The organism is Nocardia sp. 852002-20019_SCH5090214 (assembly GCF_001665865.1).
Taxonomy (GTDB): domain Bacteria; phylum Actinomycetota; class Actinomycetes; order Mycobacteriales; family Mycobacteriaceae; genus Nocardia; species Nocardia nova.
Genome location: NZ_LZMK01000180.1, coordinates 1 through 22209 on the forward strand (window position 1 = coordinate 1; position 22209 = coordinate 22209).

General features: G+C 66.1%; 22 protein-coding genes and 2 pseudogenes. 8 read left to right on the forward strand and 16 right to left on the reverse strand.

Annotated elements, in window-relative coordinates; translation table 11 throughout:
• Both A5780_RS13920 and A5780_RS13925 read left to right on the forward strand, forming a co-directional pair.
• A pseudogene (locus tag A5780_RS13920) lies at nt 1–291 on the forward strand (acetyl-coenzyme A synthetase); the annotation flags it as partial.
• A gap of 199 nt (nt 292–490) precedes the next feature.
• Nucleotides 491–1333, forward strand: a complete 843-nt coding sequence (locus A5780_RS13925; protein WP_064908625.1) for a hypothetical protein — start codon at nt 491–493, stop codon at nt 1331–1333.
• A 454-nt stretch (nt 1334–1787) separates the two neighbouring features.
• Here the strand turns inward: A5780_RS13925 and A5780_RS13935 are convergent, their stop codons facing one another.
• Nucleotides 1788–1952, reverse strand: coding sequence for a hypothetical protein (locus A5780_RS13935; protein ID WP_156769497.1), 165 nt, complete (start codon nt 1950–1952; stop codon nt 1788–1790).
• A gap of 28 nt (nt 1953–1980) precedes the next feature.
• On the opposite strand from A5780_RS13935, the pseudogene A5780_RS39120 reads away from it, so the two are divergent.
• The 3 genes and pseudogenes from A5780_RS39120 to A5780_RS13945 form a co-directional block, all read left to right on the forward strand.
• Nucleotides 1981–2241: pseudogene (locus tag A5780_RS39120) on the forward strand (flavin reductase); the annotation flags it as partial.
• Nucleotides 2242–2317: 76 nt separating this feature from the next.
• Complete coding sequence (locus A5780_RS13940) at nt 2318–3112, forward strand: enoyl-CoA hydratase-related protein (RefSeq protein WP_064908627.1); 795 nt, start codon at nt 2318–2320, stop codon at nt 3110–3112.
• Between the two features lie 78 nt (nt 3113–3190).
• Nucleotides 3191–4087, forward strand: coding sequence for an SDR family oxidoreductase (locus tag A5780_RS13945; RefSeq protein WP_064908628.1), 897 nt, complete (start codon nt 3191–3193; stop codon nt 4085–4087).
• A gap of 156 nt (nt 4088–4243) precedes the next feature.
• Here A5780_RS13945 and A5780_RS13950 read toward each other — a convergent pair whose 3' ends face one another.
• The 5 genes from A5780_RS13950 to A5780_RS13970 are packed head-to-tail and all read right to left on the reverse strand — an operon-like array spanning nt 4244 to nt 8819.
• On the reverse strand, nt 4244–5266 hold the full coding sequence (locus A5780_RS13950; RefSeq protein ID WP_063016588.1) for a hypothetical protein: 1023 nt from the start codon (nt 5264–5266) through the stop codon (nt 4244–4246).
• Between the two features lie 41 nt (nt 5267–5307).
• Nucleotides 5308–6348 carry a phosphotransferase family protein gene (locus tag A5780_RS13955; protein ID WP_064908629.1) on the reverse strand — a complete coding sequence of 347 codons (1041 nt, stop codon included), beginning with the start codon at nt 6346–6348 and terminating at the stop codon, nt 5308–5310.
• 7 nt (nt 6349–6355) lie between these two features.
• A complete protein-coding gene (locus A5780_RS13960) occupies nt 6356–7168 on the reverse strand; it encodes an enoyl-CoA hydratase/isomerase family protein (protein WP_064908630.1) in 813 nt (270 codons plus the stop codon).
• A 30-nt stretch (nt 7169–7198) separates the two neighbouring features.
• Nucleotides 7199–8008 carry an enoyl-CoA hydratase/isomerase family protein gene (locus A5780_RS13965; RefSeq protein WP_063016582.1) on the reverse strand — a complete coding sequence of 270 codons (810 nt, stop codon included), beginning with the start codon at nt 8006–8008 and terminating at the stop codon, nt 7199–7201.
• Between the two features lie 28 nt (nt 8009–8036).
• Nucleotides 8037–8819 (reverse strand): enoyl-CoA hydratase/isomerase family protein, encoded by a 783-nt coding sequence (locus A5780_RS13970; RefSeq protein ID WP_064908631.1) that lies wholly within the window; start codon nt 8817–8819, stop codon nt 8037–8039.
• 255 nt (nt 8820–9074) lie between these two features.
• Between A5780_RS13970 and A5780_RS13975 the strand changes: the two genes are divergently transcribed.
• The gene (locus A5780_RS13975) at nt 9075–9791 is read left to right on the forward strand and encodes a FadR/GntR family transcriptional regulator (protein WP_064908632.1); all 717 of its coding nucleotides are present in this window, start codon (nt 9075–9077) and stop codon (nt 9789–9791) included.
• A gap of 9 nt (nt 9792–9800) precedes the next feature.
• On the opposite strand, the gene A5780_RS13980 is transcribed toward A5780_RS13975, so the two are convergent.
• The 10 genes from A5780_RS13980 to A5780_RS14025 all read right to left on the reverse strand — a co-directional run bounded on the left by A5780_RS13980 (nt 9801) and on the right by A5780_RS14025 (nt 21223).
• Nucleotides 9801–10850 carry an LLM class flavin-dependent oxidoreductase gene (locus A5780_RS13980; protein WP_064908633.1) on the reverse strand — a complete coding sequence of 350 codons (1050 nt, stop codon included), beginning with the start codon at nt 10848–10850 and terminating at the stop codon, nt 9801–9803.
• 21 nt (nt 10851–10871) lie between these two features.
• Nucleotides 10872–11714 (reverse strand): 1,4-dihydroxy-2-naphthoyl-CoA synthase, encoded by an 843-nt coding sequence (gene menB / locus A5780_RS13985; protein WP_063016574.1) that lies wholly within the window; start codon nt 11712–11714, stop codon nt 10872–10874.
• A gap of 8 nt (nt 11715–11722) precedes the next feature.
• Nucleotides 11723–12481: an SDR family NAD(P)-dependent oxidoreductase gene (locus A5780_RS13990; protein ID WP_063016572.1), complete on the reverse strand. Its 759-nt coding sequence runs from the start codon at nt 12479–12481 to the stop codon at nt 11723–11725.
• A gap of 54 nt (nt 12482–12535) precedes the next feature.
• A complete protein-coding gene (locus A5780_RS13995; protein ID WP_064908634.1) occupies nt 12536–13765 on the reverse strand; it encodes an acetyl-CoA hydrolase/transferase family protein in 1230 nt (409 codons plus the stop codon).
• Nucleotides 13765–14964: a thiolase family protein gene (locus A5780_RS14000; protein ID WP_064908635.1), complete on the reverse strand. Its 1200-nt coding sequence runs from the start codon at nt 14962–14964 to the stop codon at nt 13765–13767. Before A5780_RS14000 ends, A5780_RS13995 begins: the two co-directional genes overlap by 1 nt.
• Before the next feature lies 1 nt (nt 14965).
• On the reverse strand, nt 14966–15763 hold the full coding sequence (locus A5780_RS14005; RefSeq protein ID WP_064908636.1) for an SDR family NAD(P)-dependent oxidoreductase: 798 nt from the start codon (nt 15761–15763) through the stop codon (nt 14966–14968).
• A complete protein-coding gene (locus tag A5780_RS14010; RefSeq protein WP_063016564.1) occupies nt 15763–16929 on the reverse strand; it encodes an acyl-CoA dehydrogenase family protein in 1167 nt (388 codons plus the stop codon). Before A5780_RS14010 ends, A5780_RS14005 begins: the two co-directional genes overlap by 1 nt.
• Nucleotides 16930–16991: 62 nt before the next feature.
• Nucleotides 16992–18059 (reverse strand): acyl-CoA dehydrogenase family protein, encoded by a 1068-nt coding sequence (locus A5780_RS14015; RefSeq protein WP_064908637.1) that lies wholly within the window; start codon nt 18057–18059, stop codon nt 16992–16994.
• Nucleotides 18060–18069: 10 nt separating this feature from the next.
• Nucleotides 18070–20022: an AMP-binding protein gene (locus tag A5780_RS14020; protein ID WP_064908638.1), complete on the reverse strand. Its 1953-nt coding sequence runs from the start codon at nt 20020–20022 to the stop codon at nt 18070–18072.
• A gap of 13 nt (nt 20023–20035) precedes the next feature.
• On the reverse strand, nt 20036–21223 hold the full coding sequence (locus tag A5780_RS14025; protein WP_064908650.1) for an acyl-CoA dehydrogenase family protein: 1188 nt from the start codon (nt 21221–21223) through the stop codon (nt 20036–20038).
• Nucleotides 21224–21290: 67 nt separating this feature from the next.
• Between A5780_RS14025 and A5780_RS14030 the strand changes: the two genes are divergently transcribed.
• Nucleotides 21291–21752: a MaoC family dehydratase N-terminal domain-containing protein gene (locus A5780_RS14030; protein WP_064908639.1), complete on the forward strand. Its 462-nt coding sequence runs from the start codon at nt 21291–21293 to the stop codon at nt 21750–21752.
• Complete coding sequence (locus A5780_RS14035) at nt 21752–22168, forward strand: MaoC/PaaZ C-terminal domain-containing protein (RefSeq protein ID WP_064908640.1); 417 nt, start codon at nt 21752–21754, stop codon at nt 22166–22168. The genes A5780_RS14030 and A5780_RS14035 overlap by 1 nt, the downstream gene beginning before the upstream one ends.
• Nucleotides 22169–22209 lie beyond the last annotated feature (41 nt).

Below are 22209 nucleotides of genomic sequence, written 5' to 3' on the forward strand. Positions count from 1 at the left end.
GCCAGCGACGCCACCACCGGACAGGGCATCGTCGCCTTCGTCATCCTCACCGGCGGCTCGAACAACTCCGGACAGCAGCTGGTGGACGAGCTCAAGGCCGAGGTCTCCCGCGAGATCAGCCCGATCGCGCGCCCCCGCGAGATCCACATCGTGCCCGAACTGCCCAAGACCCGCTCCGGCAAGATCATGCGGCGCCTGCTGCGCGACGTCGCCGAAGGCCGCGAACTCGGCGACACCTCCACCCTCGTCGACCCCAACGTGTTCGAAGCCATCCGCGCCTCCAACGCCTGACCCTGACCTCTGCCGCACTGCGAGATCCCGGTCGGTACCGCCGGCCGGGAACTCCCTTCCCGGGTACTTCTTAGGAACTAGATATTTGCCCCTCTCGGGAGACGCGTATCAACCCCGAGAACACCTATCGTAATTTCATTCACTCGCCTTCTCTGCCAATCTTTCGATTTCAGCTCAGACATCGGCACAAGGAGTCACGATGGGGCGCATGCCATCCGCAGTAATCAATCACGAACTCGATCTTCTCTGGCAGAACATATTTACCTGGGCCAGCTGGGCTGTCGTCGCCCTGATGTTGGCGATCGCGCTTCGTATGTGCATTCGGCAACGAACACCGTTTTACGTACTCGCCTGCGTTGCAGCCGGTGTCGCAGCCTTCGCGGAACCTCTCTACGACGTGGCTTTCGATTTGTGGTTCTACGACGCACACGACGGGAAGCCCGGCGCAATGTACTCGCATTTCACCGCATTCGGGGTCGTCCAGCCGAACTGGACCCACAGCGGGTACATCATTCTCTACGCCAGTGCCTGCCTGTACGCCGGCCGGCGCATGTACGAAGGCCGTCTCGGACGTCAGGGCTTGCTCGCGGTCTGGGTCGCCGAAATATTCACATCGTGCGTCTTCGAAATAATCGGTACGGGCACGAACGTCTACACCTATTACGGCCCATTCGAACTGCGCGTGTGGAACTACCCGTTGGCAATCGGCGTGCTCGAAGGAACACAGGTGGTTCTGTTCACGGTCCTGGCGGTACAGCTCTGGCGACGCGTGTCGTCGGCATGGGGACTACTGGGACTTTTGATGGTCTTCCCGATGACGATGTTCGGCGCAAACTTCGGTCTGGGCGCACCACTGATCATCGCCCTTCATCTCGACCCAGCGCATTTCTCGCGCCTTCTGGTCTGGGTGGCAACCGTGGGGAGCATGGCGCTGTGCGCTATCGCGGTGAATGGTGTCGGTAAATTCCTACCGCGGCCGATAACGGAACAGGAACCGGATGGAGCGATGCAACCACGAGATCTGCTCGCGGTACAACCGTAGGTCCGTGGAAACCGCTCCATCGACAGTACGATAACGCCATCTCGTGGCGGTTGGAGCGTGGAATCGGTCGATTCAACGTCCAACCACCACGAGGTCCAATCCGAAGAAGATGCACGAATCATGACAACTGTCGATATCGCACCGGTACCGCTGCGCCGGCACCACGTCGAAGTGCTCAACTATTTCGGTACCTGCCCGGAGTGCGGATACGCCGCGGAAGCAGCCCTCCTGATCACTACATATACCGATGGGTCGCACAACGCCGACCCGATCGGACGGTGCGGACTCCCCTGCGGATGGACGGGCCCGGTGCTCATAACCACCATGACCGCAGTCGCGCCTCCCTCGCACCGGAATTGATCAGCCGACAGCCGGGGAGTACTCCGCTCCGCGGGGGCGTACTGAAGCGGTCATCGACCTGCCCGGATGGCCGGTAGCCACGCGGTCACCGCCTTCAGGAATCGTATCGATCGAGAATCCGACCTCGATGGCGCAGCCCCAGGAGCCGGTGCGGTCCGCCGATCGCCACGATCTGGCGGTCGTTCGGATCTCCGACATCACCGCACGCCATGGCGGCGCGATCGATGAGCGTGCGGATCACCGAGCCCACGGGCGACACCCACCGACCATAGAAGGACGTCGACCGGTTCGCAGCGGTCGACTGGGAGACGTTGCCGGAAGGCAGCGTCTTCATCAAGAAGTCCAGTGTGTGGCTCGAATGCTCGGTCTACCCCGGGATCCCAGCCGGCGACCACGCCATCGCCCTGCTCGAAATCCACGGGCTTCGCATGGGTTTCGAACGACCGCTCTCGGTTTTCCATGGGAGCCGGTTCAGGAGGCTCGCAGCCATCCGAGCCCCGAGAAGTCCTGGAAACGACCGTCCACCCTTGCGTGCGGAGCACCCATAAAGCTACTGTTGTGCAAATGGTCAGTCCTAATGACCACAAATTTGGGTAGCTCACCACGGAAGGACACCGAAGTCTGATGGCCGAATTCACCGACATCACCTACGAGGTCGACAACGGGCTGGCTTGGATCACGATCAACCGCCCCGAGCGCTACAACGCGTTCCGGGCGCAGACCGTCGATGAGCTGGTCATGGCGTTCAAACGCGCGTGGGCCAGCAGCGACGTCGGGGTCATCGCACTGACCGGCGCGGGTGACAAGGCGTTCTGCGCCGGCGGCGACCAGAAGCAGCGCATGGAGACCGGCGACTACGGTCCGTCGGCCAGCGGCCTGTTCGAGGTCGAGGCCCTGCACCGCGTCATTCGCGACGCCCCCAAGCCCGTCATCGCCGCCGTCAACGGGCTCGCGATCGGCGGTGGCCATGTGCTGCACGTGCTGTGCGATCTGACGATTGCCGCGGATACCGCCCAGTTCGGACAGAACGGCCCGCGTGTGGGTTCCTTCGATGCTGGCCTCGGCTCCGGCTACCTGGCCCGCGTGGTCGGAGAGAAGCGTGCACGCGAGATCTGGTTCATGTTGCGGCGCCTGTCGGCGCAGGAGGCCTTGGAGTGGGGTCTGGTGAACAAGGTCGTACCGGCCGCCGACCTCAAGGCCGAGGTCCGGGCCTGGGCCGATCAGATGCTCGACTTCTCCCCGACCGCGCTCAAGGTTCTCAAGCAGTCGATGAACACCGACACCGAGCACTTCGTCAGCATCGGGAACATGGCCTATTCCACGCTGGCAATGTTCGGCGAGACCCCGGAGGCGCAGGAAGGAATCAACGCCTTCAACGAGAAGCGCAAGCCCGACTTCACGCCTTACCGAGGCAAGTGAGTTGCGGTTTCGACCGGAACAGCGTGAGTTCCCGGCGGCTGTCGTGCAGCCGCCGGCACGAACCGACGAGGTGCATTGATGACCGACACGACCTTCTCACCGGCACTGTTGTCGGGTAAGCGCATCCTGATCACCGGTGGCGGGACCGGGCTCGGCCGCGGCGTCGCCCGCCATCTGGTCGAGCACGGCGCCGAGGTGCACCTGTGGGGACGGCGCGACGCGGTGCTGGCCGAGGCCGCTGCCGAGGCCTCCACATCCCGCCCCGGGGCCGCCCACTACCAGACCGTCGACGTTCGCGACTACGACAGCGTGGACGCGACGATGGACCGGATCTGGTCCGAGCACGGCCCGCTGACGGGCGTGATCAACAACGCGGCCGCCAACTTCATCGCGCAGACCAAGGACCTCAGTCCCCGTGCGTTCCAAGCGATTACGAGCACGGTGATGAACGGCTCGTTCCACACCACGCACGCCGCCGGCAAGCGGTGGATCGCCGGCGGTCTCCCCGGAAGCGTCCTGTCCACACTCACGACCTGGGTCTGGACCGGCTCGGCCTTCGTCGTGCCGTCGGCGATGGCCAAGGCCGCGGTCCACTCCATGACCATGTCGCTGGCGGTCGAGTGGGCCAAATACGGCATTCGCGTGAATGCGCTTGCCCCTGGGCCCATTCCGACCGACTATGCCTGGGAAATGCTGAATCCGACCGACAAGTCGTCGGTCGGCGCCACCCAGGTCGACCAGATTCCGGCCGGGCGCAGCGGAACGATCGAAGAGCTGGCCAACCTCACGATGTTCCTGCTGTCGGACGCGTGTGACTACCTCACCGGGCAGACCATCGCCATGGACGGCGGGCAGATGCTCGCCGGCCCCGGCACCTTCGCCGGTCTGACGACTCTGACCGACGCCGACTGGCAGCAGATCAAGGAAACCAGCAAGGTGGCGTCGGAGTCCAGCAAGGCTCAACGAACCGTGTGAGTCCATCCGAGCTCACAGAGCTGAAGAGGGTGCGCATCCACAAGATGCGCACCCTCTTCGGTTATCCGAGCCGAGCAAAATGAAGCCGAGCAAAATGAAAATGTCCCGACCCGTGACGGGTCGGGACATTCCTCGCGGTAACCGGTGCCGGGCCGATCAGATCGACGGGCGGTAGTGATACTTGCTGCTGCGCGTGAGAGCGAATTCGAAGATTCCCGAGCCGCGGACGTCGCCGAGGGTGAAGCCGCACAGCCGATCGGTCAGTGCCGAGTCCAGCGAGCGCGGGGTCACCGAGCCGTCGAGACGATAGCGGTCGGATTCGATTCGATCGGCTCCGGATGAAATGCCGTGGTGGCCACCGTATCCGGCGCCCGCCATGAAGCCACCGCCCGCTCGCGCGTCGGCTTGCACGACATAACGCTCCCCCGCCGCGGTCTCGACCCGGACCTCCCCTTCGACCAGATCGAGATCCGGAGTGAACACCAAGGCATGCCGCACATCGGTGATCGGATCGAGTCGGCCGCTCTCGTGCATGACGGCCCCCTCGAGGAGAAGTCGCTCGTGCGAACGGGTCTCGACCAGGAGGAACCCGATGGAGAAGTCCGGGAATTGGGCTTGATACCAGATGTGCAGGCCCTGTCCGCCCGCCATGGTGCGCACGCCGCGGGAGCGATCACGCTGCCCGTACCAGCCGTCCACCGAATGCTGCCGGCCGTCGATGGTCAGCGTGCCCTCGTAGCGACCGGACTGGAAGAGGTGGTCGAACGAGGTGCGCGCCGCCGAGGCGTTCGTGACCGCGATCTCGCCGAACCAGGCGGGTGTGCGTGCCCGCCAGGTCAGATCGAATTCGGTGTCGATCTCGTTCGGTCCCAGCCGGAGTCGCCACGTTCGGTTCGGCTCGAGCACCTCGAATCGGAAAGGTCCGGAGCCGTCCCGGTTCGTGACGCCGAGCGGCCCCGAGTAGCGGAGGTTTCGTTGCTCGTGCTCGCCACTCACCACCACGAACCCGTCGACCGTCCCCTTGGGCGGGTAGATACCGAAGCCCATGATGACCGACGGCGTGGTGGCATCGACCGGGTGCACGTTGAACATGAGCCGGTCGAAGAAGCCGTCCGGTAGATCGGTGACTTCGGGTCCGACCAGCGGATCCCGGAAGGTGGTGCCGGATGTGTTCACCATACGAACTCCTTGTCGTTTGGGCGCGAAATGCCGTGCAGCGCCTACACTTCGGCACCGACTTCCGCCAGTCCAGCGGCGCGGCGCGCGTCGTCGAGGAAGCTCCGCACCAGCGCGGGGTCGGAATAGTAGGGGTCGCCGATCCCGTCCAGAACGCGCCGGCGACTGTATTCGTACAGCACCGCCAGCTTCCACAGCGCCAGCGTCGTATACCAGGTGAGAGTGTCGAGGTCGCGGCCGGTGCGCGCGCTGTAGCGCTGTGCCAGTTCGGCTTTGGACGGATATCCGGGTTCGAGCATCGCGGTGCTCAGCTGCGCGGTCGGGTTCATCGGGCGGCCCGGCTCGGGAACCGTCGCCAGCAGATAGCCGACGTCGAGCAACGGATCGCCGATCGTGGCGAGCTCCCAGTCGAGGACTGCCGCGACCCGGCCCGGCGCGTTGGGCGCGAGGACCACATTGCCGATCCGGAAATCGCAATGGATCAGCGTCGCGCCCGATTCCGGCGGGATGTTCGCCTGTAACCAGGCGTCCACGTCGGCGAACTCCGCCGGCGGATTCCCCTCGTCGTCGGCGACCAGGCGGCGCATCCGTTGCAGATGCCGGGCATTGAATCCCTCGGGCCGGCCCATGCGATCCAAACCCACCGCGCGCCAATCCACTTCGTGCAGATCGGCCAGTGTGTCGATCATGCTGTGACCGACGGCCCGTCGTTGCTCGGGCGTGTCGAGCGGCGCGGGCGTGCGGGTGGTCACCACAGGGCCGGGGGCGAAGCTCATCACGTAGAACGGCACGTCGAGCACATCGCCCTCCTGCGCGACCGCGAGCACTTCGGGTATCGGCACCGCGGTAGGCGACAACGATTGCAGCAGTTTCGCTTCGCGCAGCATGTCGTTGGCGCCTGGCGGAATCGGCGGCGGCGGCGGGCGCCGCACCACCACACTGGTGGTGCCGTCGCTGACCAGGAAGGTGAGATTCGAATGGCCGTCACCGATCGCCTTCGTGGTGATTGGTCCGGAAACGATTCCGCGACCTGTCAAGAACTCCGCCAACGCGTTTCGCGTTTCGCGGTCCCAATCCCATGCCATCTCGGCCTCACCGACCGGAGAACTGTGGTGCGCGCTTCTCCTTGAAGGCCGCCAGCGCTTCGGGCATGTCCTCGGTCCTGGTCAGCAGCGCCTGCCCACGGTTCTCCAGCTCCAGAGCAGCCTCGTAGGAACCGATTTCGGCGTTGCGCTGAATCGCCCGCTTGGACATCCGCACCCCGCCGGGCGAATTCTGCGCGATCACACGCGCCATCGTGAGCGCCTCGTCCAGCAATCGCTCCGACGGGACCACCTGGTTCACCAACCCGATGCGCAGCGCCTCGTCTGCCTCGACGATGCGGGCGGTGTACCCGATCTCCGCCGCCCGCGCGGGGCCTACCAGGCGGGTCAGATTGAAAGAGGTGCCGAGTTCACCGATCGACAGACCCACCTTCACGAAGGCCGCGCTCATTTTGAGAGTCGGTGCCGCCAGGCGGATATCGGCGGCGAGCGCCAACGCCAGGCCGCCACCGGTCGCGGGGCCGTGGATCGCGGCGATCACGGGAAACGGGAGATGCCTGATGGATTGAATTCCACCCGTGGCGACCTCCTGGAACTCGAGGAATTCACGCACACCCATCTCGGTGATCACGTGAATCTCGTCGAGATCGAAGCCGGCGCAGAAGGCGCGCTCACCGGCGCCGGTGACGATGAGCGCGCGCAACCGGCTGTCGCGCAGCGCCCGCCCGGCCGCCAGATGTTCGTGGAACATCGTCACGGTCTGGGAGTTCATGCGCTCCGGACGGTTGATTCGCAGGATGCCGATTCCGGGCTCGGCCTCCTCGAAGGTCAGTGTTTGCAAGTCCGGGAAATCAATGGTCATGTGAGCCTCGCCTCGTCGTGTCCAGCTGTGCTATTTGCCCTGGAAAACGGGCGCGCGCTTGTCCTTGAAGGCGTTGAGCGCCTCGGTCATGTCCGGACTGCGCGTTAGCAATGCCTGGCCGCGGTTCTCCAACTCGATCGCCGCGGCATAGGAGCCGACCTCGAGATTGGCTTGCAGAGCGCGCTTGGACAGCTGCACACCACCCGGCGAGTTCGCGACGATCTGCTCGGCGAGGGCGAGCGCATCGGCCACGACATCGCCGGCGCTGACCGAATTCACCATGCCCAGCTCACCGGCTTCGGTCGCGTCGACAATCCGTCCGGTGAAACAGATTTCGCTGGTTTTCGCGGGTCCGATCAATCGGGTCAGCAGCCAGGATGTGCCCAGATCACCGGCGGAGAGCCCGATGCGAACGAATGCGGCGTTGAATGTGGCCGCTGCGCCGGCCAGGCGGATATCGGCGGCGAGCGCCAACGCCAGACCACCACCGGCGGCCGGACCGTTCACCGCGGCGATGACCGGCACTCGCAGCGAACGAATCGCGGTGAGTGCGCGTGCGGCGCGTTCCTGCTGATCCAGCATGCCCAGGGCGCCGAGGTTCGGGAGGTCGTCGGCGTCGGCGAGGTCGTATCCCGAGCAGAACGCCTTGCCCGCGCCGGTGAGGACGACGACGCGGCACGCATTCTCGGTCTCCAAACCCCAGGCCAGTTGCTCGAGTTCGACGAACATGGTGTTGGTCATCGCGTTGTAGCGTTCGGGCCGGTTCAGCGTGACGACGACGATGCCCGGTTTCACCTCCTCGGCGAGGAAGGTTTCGAAACGGTGTTCCAGGGTCTTCATCGGACTCCTAACGTGATTGGCCGGGCGATCAGCGGAACTGCGGCTTGCGCTTGCCGACGAAGGCGCTGATGCCCTCGGCGGCCTCCCCGTCCTCGAACAGCGCCTGGATCTGCTCGACCTCGTACCGGGCGCCCTCGGCCAGGGGTAAGTCGAAGGCCGCGTCCACCGTGCGCACCACCGACAGCTGTGCCGGCAGCGAGGGGCCGAGCAGTTCGCGCGCGAATGCCAGCGCCGCCTCGGTGGCATCGCCGTCGGTGAGCCGGTCGACCAGGCCGATCCGGTAGGCCTCCTCGGCGGACACCTGCCGGGCGGTCAGCATGATGTCCAGCGCTCGCCCCCGGCCCACCAGCCGCGGAAGCCGTTGTGTACCACCGGCTCCCGGAATCAGCCCGAGTTTGACCTCCGGCAGTCCGAACCGGCCGCCAGAGCCGGCGACCCGCAGGGTGCACGCCATCGCGAGTTCGAGACCGCCGCCGAGCGCGACCCCGTCGACCGCGGCGATCGACAGCCACGGTGATGCGGCGAGGCGATCGTTGACCGCGCGCATCCGATCGCCGTACGCGGTGAACGTCTCGGCGTCGATCGTCGACAGGTGTTTGATGTCCGCGCCCGCCGCGAAGAATCCGGGCAGCGCGGATCCGATGACCATGACCTTGACGTCACCGGCCTTCTCGGCGGCATCCATGGCCAGATGCATCCCGTCCAGCAGCGGAATCCCGAGCGCGTTGGCAGGGGGTCGCCGCAGCGTCACCGCCGTAATTCCAGGTTCGACCGTCTCCCAGGTCACCACATCCTGCGCCCGCTCTGCCACGTCGTCCTCGCATTCAGCACTTCGTCGACACCGCTACGGCCGACTTCCTCTTCTTGGAAGCTATCCACCACACCGCGCTAAGTCAACCATTATTTTGGTACGACCAAATTACCTAAGGCGTCCGGCCGCGCAAACTCGCATGGCAGGACTCTTTGCTGATAGATTAGGTACGACCAAATACACAGAAGGTAGGTAACTATGCCCGAGTCGCCCTCGTCGAGCACGGTTGCGCGACACCCGGTTCAGTTGCAGCCGATGCAGGTACCCAAGGCCTCCGACGTTCTCGCCAACGATCTGCGTGAGCGCATCCTGCGCGGCGAGTTCCCGTCGGGTACCGCGTTGCCGCCCGAGCGCGAATTGGTCACCCAGACGCAGATGAGCCGCACCACCGTCCGGGAGGCACTGCGCATCCTCGAGGTGCAAGGGCTGGTCGTCATCAAGACCGGCCGCTCCGGCGGCGCGTTCGTCCAGCAGCCCGGGGGCGCCTCGGTGGCCTCGTCGGTGAGCCTGCTGATCCGCGGGCAGCAGTTGCGCTTGTCCGACCTACTGGAAACCCGCGAAACCATCGAGCCCGCGTGCGCCGGCCTGGCTGCGAAGTACCGCACCGACGACGACATCGCCGCGCTCGACGCCGCGAACGCCAAGCTCGGCGATCTCGATATCCCCCTCGAGGAATTCCTGCGGGCCAACGTCGACTGGCATCTCGCGGTCGCGGCCGCCAGCCACAACGAACTGCTCACCGGTTTCATGACCGCGCTGTCGAACGCCATCTACAGCTCGACGGAGAACACCGCATTCGTCGACGACGAGGTGCGCAAAACCACCCACCGGGCGCACAAGACGATCACCGACGCCATCCGCGCCGGCGACCCGGCGGGGGCGACGCGGCGGATGAGCAAGCACGTCCACGGGTACGCCGAGGCCGTCGTTCAGGTCGAGGAGCGCACCGAGATCGAGCTGCGCGAAGCCTGAGCCCTCACGTCACACCGACACCGTGTGCGCGAGGTGGCTCCGCAGGCCGGCCAGGATCTCGGCATTGATCGCCCGGGTTTCGTGATCGCTGAGTCCCCAGGGGGGCGCGATCAGGTCGAGGTGATCGAAGCCGTCAGGGATCGCCGCCAGCGCCGCCGGGAACTCGGCAGGGCGGCAGGCGATGGCGATGGTGTCGATCATGTCGTCGGTGACAGCGCTGATCAGGGCCTCGCTGTCGCGGTCGCGGGCCGCCTCGCGAATCCGCTGTTGCGCGGCGCTCCAACCGTGCAGCGCGAAGAGGCGATCGTAGACCCGCGATGCCGCGTATTGGCCGATCGCGTACGCCGCTTGCCGCCGGGCCAGCTCGACATCATCGTTGATCGCGCACATCCGGATGCCCATGATGGTGACCTCGGCCGGATCGCGGCCGGATAACGCTGCGCCGGTGGCGATTTCGTCCGCGACCGGGCCGCGGACGTACTCGGCGGTGTACATCGGATGGCCGACGAGCCCGTCTGCGAGCTCCCCGGCCGTCCGCAGCATCAGCTTGTTCACCCCCGCGATCCAGATCGGGATTTCCGGCCGGATCGGTTCCGGCACATCCGATGTGGGGGAAATGTGCACGTGGTAGAAGCGCCCGTCGTGATGGACCGGCCCCTCGTGCAGGCGCCACAGCGCCTTCAGCACGGTGAGCAGTTCGGCCATCCGGGCGGCGGGCGCTTCGCCGGGGACACCGTGCCAGGCCTCCATCATCTTCGGCGTACCGTTGCCGATCCCGAGAATGATTCGACCACCGGATAATTCGTCGAGGTCACGCGCTTCGGCCGCGCACATCAGCGGGCTGCGGCCCACGCCGTAGGCGATATTGGAACCGATGCGGATGGTGCTGGTGCCGGCGGCGAGCGCAGCCATCGGCACGGTGGCCGAGCGGCTGTACAGCTCACTCGTCCACACCGCCGTGCAACCGATGTCCTCGGCCTCGCGCGCCAATTCGGTCATGGTCGCGAACCGCTGTGGTCCACGGCCGACGCCGAAGGCATTGACCCCGAACGTCGTCATCTCGGTGATCCTCTCGATCTGTCAGGCCCGCCGCGGAAACCGCTCGAACTCGGGTCGCCGCTTTGCTTTGAACGCCTCCCGGCCTTCTTTCGCCTCTTCGGTGGCGTAGAACAGCAGATTCGTGTCGTGTGCGAGCTGCTGAATTCCGGCCAGACCGTCCTCGGCAGCGTGGAAACTCGCCTTCATCAGCCGCAGCGCCATCGGTGACAGTTCCATCATCCGCCGGCACCACGCGAGCGTCTCCGACTCCAGGTCGGCGAGCGGCACGACGGTGTTGACCAGCCCCATCTCCAGCGCCTGCGCGGCGTCGTACTGACGGCAAAGGAACCAGATCTCCTTGGCCTTGCGCACACCGACCATATCGGCCAGCAGTCCGGCGCCGAATCCGCCGTCGAACGATCCGACCTTCGGCCCGACCTGACCGAGGCACGCGTTGTCGGCGGCGATGGTCAGGTCGCAGACGATCTGCAGCACGTGGCCGCCGCCGACGGCATAACCGGCGACCATGGCGACGACCGGTTTCGGCAACCGGCGGATCTGCACCTGCAGGTCTGTCACATGAAACCGGCCCACCGCGCCCGGGTTCTCCGGATCGGTGAGGTAGCCCGTATCGCCGCGCACGCGCTGATCGCCGCCGGAGCAGAACGCCTTGTCGCCCTCTCCGGTGAGGACGATGACTCCGATCGACGGATCTTCGCGGGCACGGGTGAGCGCGTCGGAGATCTCCACCAGGGTCTGCGGCCGAAAAGCGTTGTGCACCTCCGGCCGGCAGATGGTGATCTTGGCGATGCCGTCCGCGGTCCGCGAGTAGTCGACGTCCTCGTACCGATGGACCGTCGACCACTCCCCTGTGTTGTCGCCCACCGCGGACCTCACGCCATGGTCAGGCCGCCACTGACCGACAGGGTCTGGCCGGTGATGTAGCCGGTCTCGTCGGAGGCGAAGAACGCGACGGCCGCGGCGATGTCGGACGGCAGCGCCAGCCGCTTCATCGGCACCGCGCGGGTCATGCCGCCCAGCACCTTGTCGGCGTCCTGACCGGAGTTGTTCGCGAATTTACGCAGTGCCGGGGTGTCGGTCGGCCCGGGGCACACGGTGTTGACGGTGACGCCCTTCGTGGCGACCTCGCGGGCGAGGGTCTTGGTGAAGGCGATGATGCCGCCCTTGGCGCCCGAGTACACGGCCTCGAGCGACGACCCGACCCGGCCCGCGTCGGATCCGATATTGATCACACGGCCGAAGCCGCGCTCGATCATGCCCGGAACCACGGTGTGGTTGACGCGCAGCGCGCCCTTGAAGTTGATGTCGAGGATCTTGTCCCAGAACGCTTCGTCGGTGTCGAGGAACTTCATGAAGTCGTCCCAACCGGCGTTGTTGACGGCGATCTCGACCGGTCCGAAACTGTCGGTGACCTGCTGCACCGCGGCCTTTACCGAATCGGTGTCGGTGACGTCGATCGGAACCGCGATCGCCTGGCCGCCGGCGGAGACGATTTCCTTCGCGGTCTGCTGTGCCACTTCATGATTGAGATCGGCGACGGCGACGCGGAAGCCGGCCTCGCCGAGTTTGCGCGAGATGCCCTCGCCGATTCCCTGGGCGCCGCCGGTGACGAGCGCTACGCGATTGCTCATGGGTGTCGATTCCTTTCGGTGACAGATGTTCGATGACAGTTGTTTTCGATGACCTCAGGACGCCAGGCGCGCCGCGCTCGCGAGTTCGTCGCGAAACTCCGGAGCGGCGACATTGATCAAGCGGCGCCGGCGCTCGGCCAGCGGTTGCCCGCGCAGATGTGCGACACCGTGCTCGGTGACGACGCAGTCGACGTCGGCGCGCGCGGTGGTGACCACACCTTCGTCGAGACCGAATTTGATCGACGAGCGTCCGCGCATGGTCGAGCGCAGCGCGATGATCGATCGTTTCCCGGTCAGCGCGGCGGCGCGGGCGAAGTCGACCTGACCGCCCACCGCGCCCAGATAGGTGCCGCGGCTCATCTCCGCGCCGACCTGCCCGGTCAGGTCCACTTCGATCGCGAAGTTGACCGCGACGAGCGCGTCGAGCTGCGACAGCACCTGCGGCGCATGGGTATAGCTGGTCGGCCGGAACCGCACGGGCAGTTCGGCGATCCGTGCGTACATGTCGGCCGACCCCAAAGCGGTTCCGGCTACCGACAATCCGGTATCGATCGGCTTGCGCCCGCCGGTGATCACGCCCTTGTCGATGAGCGTCAGCACCCCGTCGGTGATCATGCCGGTGTGCACGCCGAGATCGCGGTGACCGGCCAGCGCGTCGAAAACAGCCGCCCCGAGGGAACCGATGCCCACCTGCAGTGTGTCGCCGTCGTCGACCAGTCCGGCGATATGCGCGGCGATGACGCGGTCGGCATCGCTTGCGGGACGGCGCGCCTCCTGCTGCAGCGGACGGTCGGTCTCACACGTGGCCGCGAAGCGGCTCAACGGGATTCGCGGTGAACCGGGCACGGCGGGCATCTGCTTGTTGATCTCCGCGAACAGCAGCGGCGTATGGCCGATCGCGTCGGCCATGTAGTCGACGCCGATGCCCAGCGAACACATGCCGTCGCGGTCCGGCGGTGATACCTGCACGAGCCCGGCATCGCACGGCAGCCGGTGCTCGGCGAACATCCGGGGCAGTGCCGAATAGTGACACGGTACGACCTCGAGCTGGTCGGTGGCGCCGAGTTCGCGCAACGCACCCAAGCCGCCGTAGGACACCATCGTGTCGGTCGGCGAGATCGCCTGCGCCAGTTGGTCGTTCCAGCTCAATCCGGTGAACAGGCGCAGCGGCCCGAGTGCGGGAGCCTGGGCGAGCAGCTGATCGACGAGTGGGCGTGGCTCGGCCGCGGCCTGGCTCCACCACACCCCCATGTCCCGTCGCAGCAGCCCGCCGAAGTCGACCATCAGTTCTCCCGCTCGATGAGCGTTCCGGTGCCCAGCCCGCCGCCGCAGCACATGGTCACCAGGCCGAGCCGGCTGTCGCGGCGTTCCATCTCCGCGAGAATGGTCGCGATCAGACGAGATCCGGTGGCGCCCACCGCATGTCCCAGCGCGATCGCGCCGCCGTTGACGTTGACACGGTCCATATCGGGCTTCAACTCGCGCTGCCAGGCGAGCACGACGGAGGAGAACGCCTCGTTCACTTCGAACAGATCGATATCGGCGACGGTCAGGCCATTTCGCTCCAGCAGCTTGTGCGTCGCCGGGATCGGGCCGGTCAGCATGATGATCGGATCCACCCCGACGGTGGTCTGATCCGCGATCCGCGCACGGATACGCAAACCGTGCCGCTGCGCAGCCTCGCGCGTGCACAGCAGCACCGCCGCCGCGCTGTCGCAGATGGGACTCGACGTGCCGGCGGTGATCCGGCCGTTCTCGCTGCGGAAGACCGGCTTCAGCGTGCCCAGCGTCTCGAGCGAGGTTCCCGGCCGGACGGTCTGGTCGCCGGTGCGGATCTCACCGTCGAGTTCCAGCTTCACCATCTCGTCGTCGAATCGTCCGGCGGCGATAGCCTCGGTGGCGAGAGCATGCGACCGTACCGCGAATTCGTCCATCTCGGTACGCGAGATGTCCCAGCGTTCGGCGATCAGTTCCGCGCTCTCGCCCTGAGTGACGAAGTCGTAGCGCTCGCGCAGCGCGGCGGGCCAGGGGTCACCGTAGAGTTCACTGATCTTGGCGGGCGAATTCATCGGCACATGTCCCATATGCTCGACGCCACCCGCGATGACGATGTCGTGCACGCCCGAAGACACCAGGGCCGCAGCGAAATTCACGGCGGTCTGCGCGGATCCACAGCGACGGTCCAGTGTCGTCGCCGGAACCTCGGCCGGATAGCCGGCTTGCAACCACGCATTGCGGCCGATATTGCGGGACTGCTCACCGAAAGGCGCGGTGCACCCGATGACCAGATCCTCCACGACAGCCGGGTCGAGACCTGTGCGTCCGATCAGGTCCTGGTAGCAGGACGCCAGCATCGTATTGGGGTGGATGTCGCGGAACCATCCCTTCTCGGGATGCGATCTGCCGATCGGGGTGCGTACCGCCTCGGCGATGACAACCTCGCGCCCCGAGGTCGCGAACGGGCCGGACACTCGTGTATTCATCTCAGATCACCGTTCCGCCGTCGACCGGCAGCACCTGACCGGTGATGTAGCCGGCCGCGCTCGAGGCCAGGAATACGAAGGTGGGCGCGATCTCATCGGGATAGGCCCAGCGCCCCAAGGGAATTCGCGCCAGTGTCTTGGCGGCCAGTTTCTCGTTGCTGCGAATGTTCTCGGTCATCGCGGTCGCCGCGAGCGGCGCCACCGCGTTCACGGTGATCGACTGCTTGGCCAGCTCGCGGGCCAGTGATTTGGTGAGTCCGACGATGGCGGCCTTCGCGGCACCGTAGTTCGCCTGCCCGATCGTTCCGGTCAGTCCCGCGGCGGAGGTCACATTGATGATGCGACCGGTTCCGTCCTGGGCGATGTGGTCCAGCGCCGCGTGGCTGCAGTGATAGCTCCCCATGAGGTGGGTGTCGAGCACCTTGCGGAAGCGGGCCTCGTCCATCTTGGGGAACATCGCGGGTGCGATCACCCCGGCGTTGTTCACCAGGATGTTGAGCGTTCCGTCGCCGAGGCGGGCGGCGGCGGCGGCCGCATCGCGGGCGTTGTCACCGTCGCAGACATCCAGCGTGAACGGCTCCGCGACGCCGCCGGCCTTCGTGATGCGCTCGCTCACCGCGGCGGCCGCGTCCTTGTTGATATCGGTCACCAGGACCGAGGCTCCCGCCGCGGCGAATGCCTCGGCGACGGCTGCTCCCACACCACCGCCCGCGCCGGTCACCAGAGCGGTGCGACCGTCGAGGCCGAACGCCTTGATACCGGGTGCGACGGTGGGGGTTTCGACTGGCTGGTTGGTCATCAGTAGCTCCTCGGGAGGCCGAGCACGTGCGAACCCAGGAAGTTCAGGACCATCTCCTGACTGATGGGCGCGATGCGGGTCAGACGCGCTTCGCGGAAGTAGCGGGCCACGTTGTACTCCTCGGAGTAGCCCATGCCGCCGTGGGTCTGCAGGGCACGGTCGGCCGCTTCGAAACCCGCGTCGGCGCACAGGTATTTGGCGGTATTGGCCTCGCGGCCACACTGTTTGCCGTTGTCGTAGAGCCAGGTGGCCTTGCGCAGCATCAGCTCCGCGGCGTCGAGGCGGGCCAGCGAATCGGCGAGGGGGAACTGGATGCCCTGGTTCTTGCCGATCTGGCGGCCGAACACCTCACGGTCGTTGCCGTAGCGCACACCGGCGCGCAGCGCGGCCCGCCCGATCCCCAGCGCTTCGGCCGCGACCAGCATCCGTTCGGGATTGAGCCCGTCGAGGATGTAGGTGAAACCTTTGCCCTCTTCGCCGACCCGGTCCTCGACGGGAATCTCGAGATTGTCGATGAACAGCTCGTTGGAGGTTACCGCATTGCGACCCATCTTCTTGATGGGACGGATATCTACCCGGTCGCGATCGAGGTCGGTGAGAAACAGCGTCATGCCGTCGGTTTTGCGCGGGGAGTCCTCGAACTTCTGGGTGCGGGTCAGCAGCAGGATCTTCTCCGACTCCACCGCCTTGGAAATCCAGACCTTGCGCCCGTTGACGATGTAACTGTCACCCTCGCGCCGGGCGAAGGTGGTGATCTTCGTGGTGTCGAGGCCGGCCCCCGGTTCGGTCACGCCGAAGCACACGTGCAGATCGCCGCTCACGATGCGTGGCAGCGTGCGCTGCTTGAGTTCCTCGCTGCCGTGCACGATCACCGGATGCATACCGAAGATCGACAGGTGCATCGAGCTGGCGCCGTTCATGCCGGCACCGGAGGCGGCCACCTGTTCGAGCAGGATCGAGGCCTCGGTGATGCCGTATCCGTGCCCGCCGTACTCCTCCGGAGTGGTGATTCCCAGCCAGCCGCCCTGGGCGAACGCATTGTAGAACTCCGTCGGGAATTCGTGCTTCTCGTCCTTCTCCTGCCAATACTGGTCATCGAACTTGGCCGCCAGCTCGGCGACCGCGTCACGAATCGTGACCTGGTCCTCTGTCAGTTGAAAATCCACGCCCGTACTCCATCCATCAACTAAGTCAACTATAACAATGGACTGACCAAAAGTGCCAAGTGTCAGCCTTGCCGGACCGGCTCGTCCAGTAACACCGCCGCGATGCGCTCGTTCCAGGCCGCCGGCGGGCCGAACAGCGTGCGGTCGAGTTTGGCGCGCTTGTAGAACAGGTGCAGATCGTGCTCCCAGGTGTAACCGATCGCGCCGTGCACGGTGAGTGCCGATTCCGCGAGGTCGGCCACCGTCCCGGTCACCTGAGCCTTGGCGACCGCGGCGATGGTCGCCGCGGCGTCGATTCCCGCGTCGAGCGCGGCGGCGGCATACAGCGCTGTCGAGTCCGACGCCTCCACCGTGACCAGCATCTGCGCCGCCGCATGCTTGACCGCCTGGAACGAGCCGATGAACTGGCCGAATTGCTTGCGCTGCTTGCTGTATTCGACGGCGAGGTCGAGCATGCGCTCAGCACTGCCCAGCGCATCGGCGGCCACCAGCACCCCGGCCAGCGTCGTGGTCCGCGACAGCGACGACTCGTCCGTGGGGACGGCTTCGAGAATCGGTGCGCCGGTGAACTCGACGGTGGCCGCGTCGCGCGAACGGTCGAGCAGACGGTCCGGTCCGATAACGGCATCTGCGGCCGAAACGCGCGCCAAGCCGAGCCCTTCCGGTCCTTTCACCGGTACGACGAACACGTCTGTCCCGCGGGCGCCGACGACGTGGCGAACAGTTCCGGTGAGGCTCCCGTCCTGCGCGACCAGTGGCTCGAAGGTCGGTATTCGGTCGGCACGGATCGCCAGGGTGAACCGCTTCGCGCCGGCGAGCTGATCGCCCAGTTCCTGCCCGGTGAGCGACGGCGCGACCAGAGCGGCCGCCAGCCACCTCGAGTCGGGCACCGCCGCGCGGCCGAATTCCCGTGCGGCCAAGGCCAACTCGAGGACGCCGCCGCCCTGTCCCGAAACCTCCTCGGAATAGCCGACGCCCCACCAGCCCTCTTTGACCAGAGCGTCGGTGAACCGATCCGGATCCTCGCCGGACTGCAGTTTCCGAACGACCTCGGTCGGGAATTTCGCCGTGAGCCACTCACGCAGGGATGCGGCGAACAGTTCCTGTTCCTCGGACAGTTCCCAATGCATCGCTTGCTCCTCAGTTGGTCCTCGTGCGATGCACGACATCTCGGATGGCGGTCACGGCCTCGGGATTCTCGGCGCTCGAGAGGTCGCCGGGGTCGGTTCCGATGGCGGCGGCACGCACGGCGCGCCGCAGGATCTTGGCGGAACGGGTCTTCGGCAGGGCCTCCACCGCCCACACCTTCGCCGGGGCGAACGGTTTTCCCACACCTTCCGCGACGAGTGTGCGTAGCTCGTCGGACACCCCTTCGGTGTCGGCGCCCTGGCGCGGAACCCAGAACGCCCAGACGCATTCACCCTTCTTCGGGTCCGGGATGCCCACGGCCGCGGCCTCCGCGACCGCGGGGTGCGTGGTCAGCACGGACTCCACTTCGGCCGGTGCCAGCCGCTTGCCCGCGACATTCATCACGTCGTCGGAGCGACCCAGGATGTACCACTGGCCGTCGTCGTCCACGCGGGCGTAGTCGCCGTGGCACCAGATGCCGGGAAACGTGGACCAGTAGGACTCGAGATAGCGTTCCCGGTCGTGCCACACGCCGCGGGTCATCGCCGGCCACGGTTGCCGGCAGACGAGCTCACCGATACTGCCGCGCAACGACTTTCCGGTGTCGTCGACGACATCGACATCCATACCCAGCGACGGACCTCCGAGTGAACAGCTCGGAATCGGTTCCACCGGGTAAGGCGCCAGGAACGAGCCGCCGACCTCGGTGCCACCGGAGAAGTTGATCACCGGAACCCGGCCGCCGAAAACCGTCTCGGCGAGCCAGTCGTAGGAATCGGGATCCCACGGCTCGCCGGTGGATCCGAGGACATGCACCGAACTCAGGTCGCGTGTCGCGATCTCGGCGGGCGGTGTCGACTTGAGCGCACGGATCAGTGTCGGCGAGACGCCGAGCATCGTGATCCGGTGGCGCTGCACCAGATCCCACAGCCGGCAGGTGTCCGGTACATCGGGTGAACCTTCGTAGAGCAGCAGCGTCGCGCCGTTGGCGTGGGTGCCGAAGGCCGCCAGCGGACCCATCACCCAGCCCATATCGGTAATCCAGCAGAAGGTGTCGCCCGCGTTGGTATCGAAGGAGTAGGCCACCTCGGTCGCGACCTTGATCGTGAATCCGGCATGCGTGTGGACCGCGCCCTTGGGCTTGCCGGTGGTACCCGAGGTGTAGCCGAGCATCAGCGTCTGCGTGGCCGGGAACGGGCGGAACTCGTACGGCGCGACCTCCGGTCCGACCAGCGAGCTCCATTCCGTGGTTGCGACATCCAGCCCGGCGAAATCTACTGTGCCACCGATATTTTCGACTGTGATGACCGAGCGCACCGACGGAGTCTGCGCGAGTGCCTTGGCGAGCTCGTCGGCCATGCCGACCTTGCGGCCGCGCCGAATCGTGCCGTCCGCGACGAAGACCGCCTTGACCTCCGCGTCGTTCAGGCGTGAGGCGATGGCGGGCGCGGCGAAGCCGGAGAACAAGGGGACGATGATCGCTCCGATTCCCGCCGCGGCATAGCAGGCGACCACGGCTTCGGGGATCATCGGCAGGTAGATGGCCACCGCGTCGCCCTCGCCGACGCCCATCTCGGCCAGACCGGTCGCGACCCTGCCGACCTGTTCGGCGAGTTCGCCGTAGGTGATCGTGTGGACCGACTGGTCCTCGGCCTCGTGCACGATCGCCGCCCGGTCGGCGTTGTCACCGAGCCAGCGGGTGATACACGCATCGACCGCATTGAAGGTGCCGCCGACGAACCAGTCCGGGAATTCGACCCCGTTCGACAGGTCGAGAACCGAGTCGTACGGTGTCGCGAACGGGATGCCCAGGTCGGTCACCGCGGCATCCCAGTACCAGGACACATCCGCCGTCGATCGGCGTCGCAGTTCGTCGATCGAATCGATGCCGTGCGCACGCGCCAATCGCAGGACGTTCGCGTGCTCGAGGTAGTCCGGTGTCGGATTCCACACGTAGGTGCTCATCGTGCAGCCTTTCTCAACCGCGGGGCATTCCGAGCACACGCTCGGCAGCGATGTTGCGTTGGATGAACGTCGATCCGCCGGCGATGGCGGTTCCGCGCGCCTGGTAAGCCAGCCGCAGCCAGCGCTGCTGGTCGGCGTTCGCGACCTCGTCGTCCTCGGCCAGGCCGAACTGGCCACCGAATTCGGTCAATTCGAGGCCGAAATCCGCGATGTCCTCGACGAGGGGGCAGAAATACAATTTCCCGATCGAGGTGACCGGCCCCGGTGGTTGACCGGACGCGGCGCCGGTGATGACTCGCTGCCCGATCAGATAGTGGGTCAGGGCGCGGCCGTAGAGGTCGGCGATGCGGTGGCGGATCTCGGACTTGCCGCTCAGCGGATTGCCTTCGTCGTCGGAGTTCCGTTCGACCTGCGCGATCAGGTCCTCGACCGCGCGCGTGGTGTTGACTCGTCCGGTCGCGATGCCGACGCGCTCGAACGCCAGCGTCCCCATGGCGACCTTCCAGCCGTCGTCGACCGACCCGACCACCGCCTCGTCGGGCAGGAAGACGTCGTCGAGGAACACCTCGTTGAACTCCGCCTCACCCAGCATGTGCGCGAGCGGGCGCACCGTCACCCCCGGCGACGACATCGGGAGCAGGAAGTAGGTGATGCCCCGGTGCCGATCGCCACCACCGGTGCGGGCCAGCAGAATCGCGTTGTCGGCGATCTGCGCGCGGGAGGTCCAGATCTTCTGTCCCTGAATCTTCCAGCCGCCCTCGACCTTGGTGGCCTTGGTGCGCAGTGAGGCCAGGTCGGATCCGGAGTCCGGTTCGGAGAACAGCTGGCACCAGATCTCGTCGCCGGTCAGAATCGGCTCCAGGTACCGCCGCTTCTGCTCGTCGTTGCCGAAGGCGACGATCGTCGGGCCCGCGAAGTCCTCACCGATGATGTTCAACCGCTCCGGCGCACCCGCGCGGTCGGTCTCCTCGTTGAAGATGGCCTTGATCTTGGCATCGGCACCCGCGCCGCCGAACTCGGCCGGCCACGACAGACCGGCGAAGCCGGCGTCGAAAAGCTTGCGCTGCCAGACCGACCAGAACGCACGCTTGTCCTCGAGCCGCGCCGGTTCCGGCCACGGCAAACTCGGCAGGGTCTCGGTCAGCCAGTCACGAATGCGCGTTCGGAATCGCGCCTCGTCCGGCGAATCACTCAGATCCATCTGCACCTCCACGTGTTTACGGACCAACGTTACAATAGGTCAGACCAAAAAATCCAGGAGGTACCCCATGACGAGCCCCACGGCTCGGCAGCTACCGGCCGGCAGCGTCCTCGACGTCGTGTCGTTCGAGGTGGAAGCCGGGAAGATCAGGGAATTCGCTACAGCCACCCACGCGCTCGATCCGGTCCACACCGACACCGAGGCCGCGACCGCAGCCGGATTCACCAAGCTCCCGGCGACCCCGACCCATGTGGTCGTCGCCGGCCATCACCGAAACCAGCAACAATTCGTCCGCGACCTCGGACTCGCGATCGAACGCGTGGTGGTGGGATCGGTTGAATGGCACTACACCCGCCCGCCGGCGGTAGGCGACCGCCTCACCGGGACGCGTCGCGTCGTCGACGACACCACGAAGGACGGCAAACGCGGCGGCACGATGCGCCTGGTCACTCTGGAAACGGAATGGACCGACAGCGCGGGCGACCGCGTGCTCACCCAACGCGAAGTCCTGATCGAAAGAGGCGCATGATGACCCGCACCCCCATCACCCTGCTACCGGGCGCGCAACTGGAATCCCGCCGCATCGGCCCGATCACCCAGACGGATATCGTCCGATTCGCCGGCGCCGGTGGGGATTTCAACCCGCTGCACCACGACCCCGACTACGCGATCCGAGCCGGCCTGCCCGGAGTCATCTCGATGGGCCAGATGCAGGCCGGCATGCTCGCCGCCTGGGTTTCCGACCTGGTTCACATCGAGCACCTGATCTCGTACTCGGTGCGGTTCGCCTCCCCCTTGCGCATCGGAGAAACGATCGACCTCGCCGGTCAGGTCGATTCGATCGATGCGACAACCGCCATCGCGACGTTGTCACTGCACGCGAAATCCGGTGACCGGGTGGTCATCACGGGGGTTGCTCGGGTGCGAATCACGGTGTCGCACTGAGGTAGCGGCTGGACCGTTCCGGTCCAGCCGTCCTCGACGTC

What these genes read in the sequence shown, in the direction of transcription:
- A5780_RS14015 (WP_064908637.1), bottom strand. Translation starts at nt 18,059, where the DNA reads ATGCATTGGGAACTGTCCGAGGAACAGGAACTGTTCGCCGCATCCCTG.
- A5780_RS14025 (WP_064908650.1), bottom strand. Translation starts at nt 21,223, where the DNA reads ATGGATCTGAGTGATTCGCCGGACGAGGCGCGATTCCGAACGCGCATT.
- A5780_RS13980 (WP_064908633.1), bottom strand. Translation starts at nt 10,850, where the DNA reads ATGACGACGTTCGGGGTCAATGCCTTCGGCGTCGGCCGTGGACCACAG.
- A5780_RS14020 (WP_064908638.1), bottom strand. Translation starts at nt 20,022, where the DNA reads ATGAGCACCTACGTGTGGAATCCGACACCGGACTACCTCGAGCACGCG.
- A5780_RS14035 (WP_064908640.1), top strand. Translation starts at nt 21,752, where the DNA reads ATGACCCGCACCCCCATCACCCTGCTACCGGGCGCGCAACTGGAATCC.
- A5780_RS13960 (WP_064908630.1), bottom strand. Translation starts at nt 7,168, where the DNA reads ATGACCATTGATTTCCCGGACTTGCAAACACTGACCTTCGAGGAGGCC.
- A5780_RS13965 (WP_063016582.1), bottom strand. Translation starts at nt 8,008, where the DNA reads ATGAAGACCCTGGAACACCGTTTCGAAACCTTCCTCGCCGAGGAGGTG.
- A5780_RS14030 (WP_064908639.1), top strand. Translation starts at nt 21,291, where the DNA reads ATGACGAGCCCCACGGCTCGGCAGCTACCGGCCGGCAGCGTCCTCGAC.
- A5780_RS14000 (WP_064908635.1), bottom strand. Translation starts at nt 14,964, where the DNA reads ATGAATACACGAGTGTCCGGCCCGTTCGCGACCTCGGGGCGCGAGGTT.
- A5780_RS13925 (WP_064908625.1), top strand. Translation starts at nt 491, where the DNA reads ATGGGGCGCATGCCATCCGCAGTAATCAATCACGAACTCGATCTTCTC.
- A5780_RS13955 (WP_064908629.1), bottom strand. Translation starts at nt 6,348, where the DNA reads ATGGCATGGGATTGGGACCGCGAAACGCGAAACGCGTTGGCGGAGTTC.
- A5780_RS13975 (WP_064908632.1), top strand. Translation starts at nt 9,075, where the DNA reads ATGCAGGTACCCAAGGCCTCCGACGTTCTCGCCAACGATCTGCGTGAG.
- A5780_RS13990 (WP_063016572.1), bottom strand. Translation starts at nt 12,481, where the DNA reads ATGAGCAATCGCGTAGCGCTCGTCACCGGCGGCGCCCAGGGAATCGGC.
- A5780_RS14005 (WP_064908636.1), bottom strand. Translation starts at nt 15,763, where the DNA reads ATGACCAACCAGCCAGTCGAAACCCCCACCGTCGCACCCGGTATCAAG.
- A5780_RS13950 (WP_063016588.1), bottom strand. Translation starts at nt 5,266, where the DNA reads ATGGTGAACACATCCGGCACCACCTTCCGGGATCCGCTGGTCGGACCC.
- A5780_RS13940 (WP_064908627.1), top strand. Translation starts at nt 2,318, where the DNA reads ATGGCCGAATTCACCGACATCACCTACGAGGTCGACAACGGGCTGGCT.
- A5780_RS13995 (WP_064908634.1), bottom strand. Translation starts at nt 13,765, where the DNA reads ATGGTCGACTTCGGCGGGCTGCTGCGACGGGACATGGGGGTGTGGTGG.
- A5780_RS13945 (WP_064908628.1), top strand. Translation starts at nt 3,191, where the DNA reads ATGACCGACACGACCTTCTCACCGGCACTGTTGTCGGGTAAGCGCATC.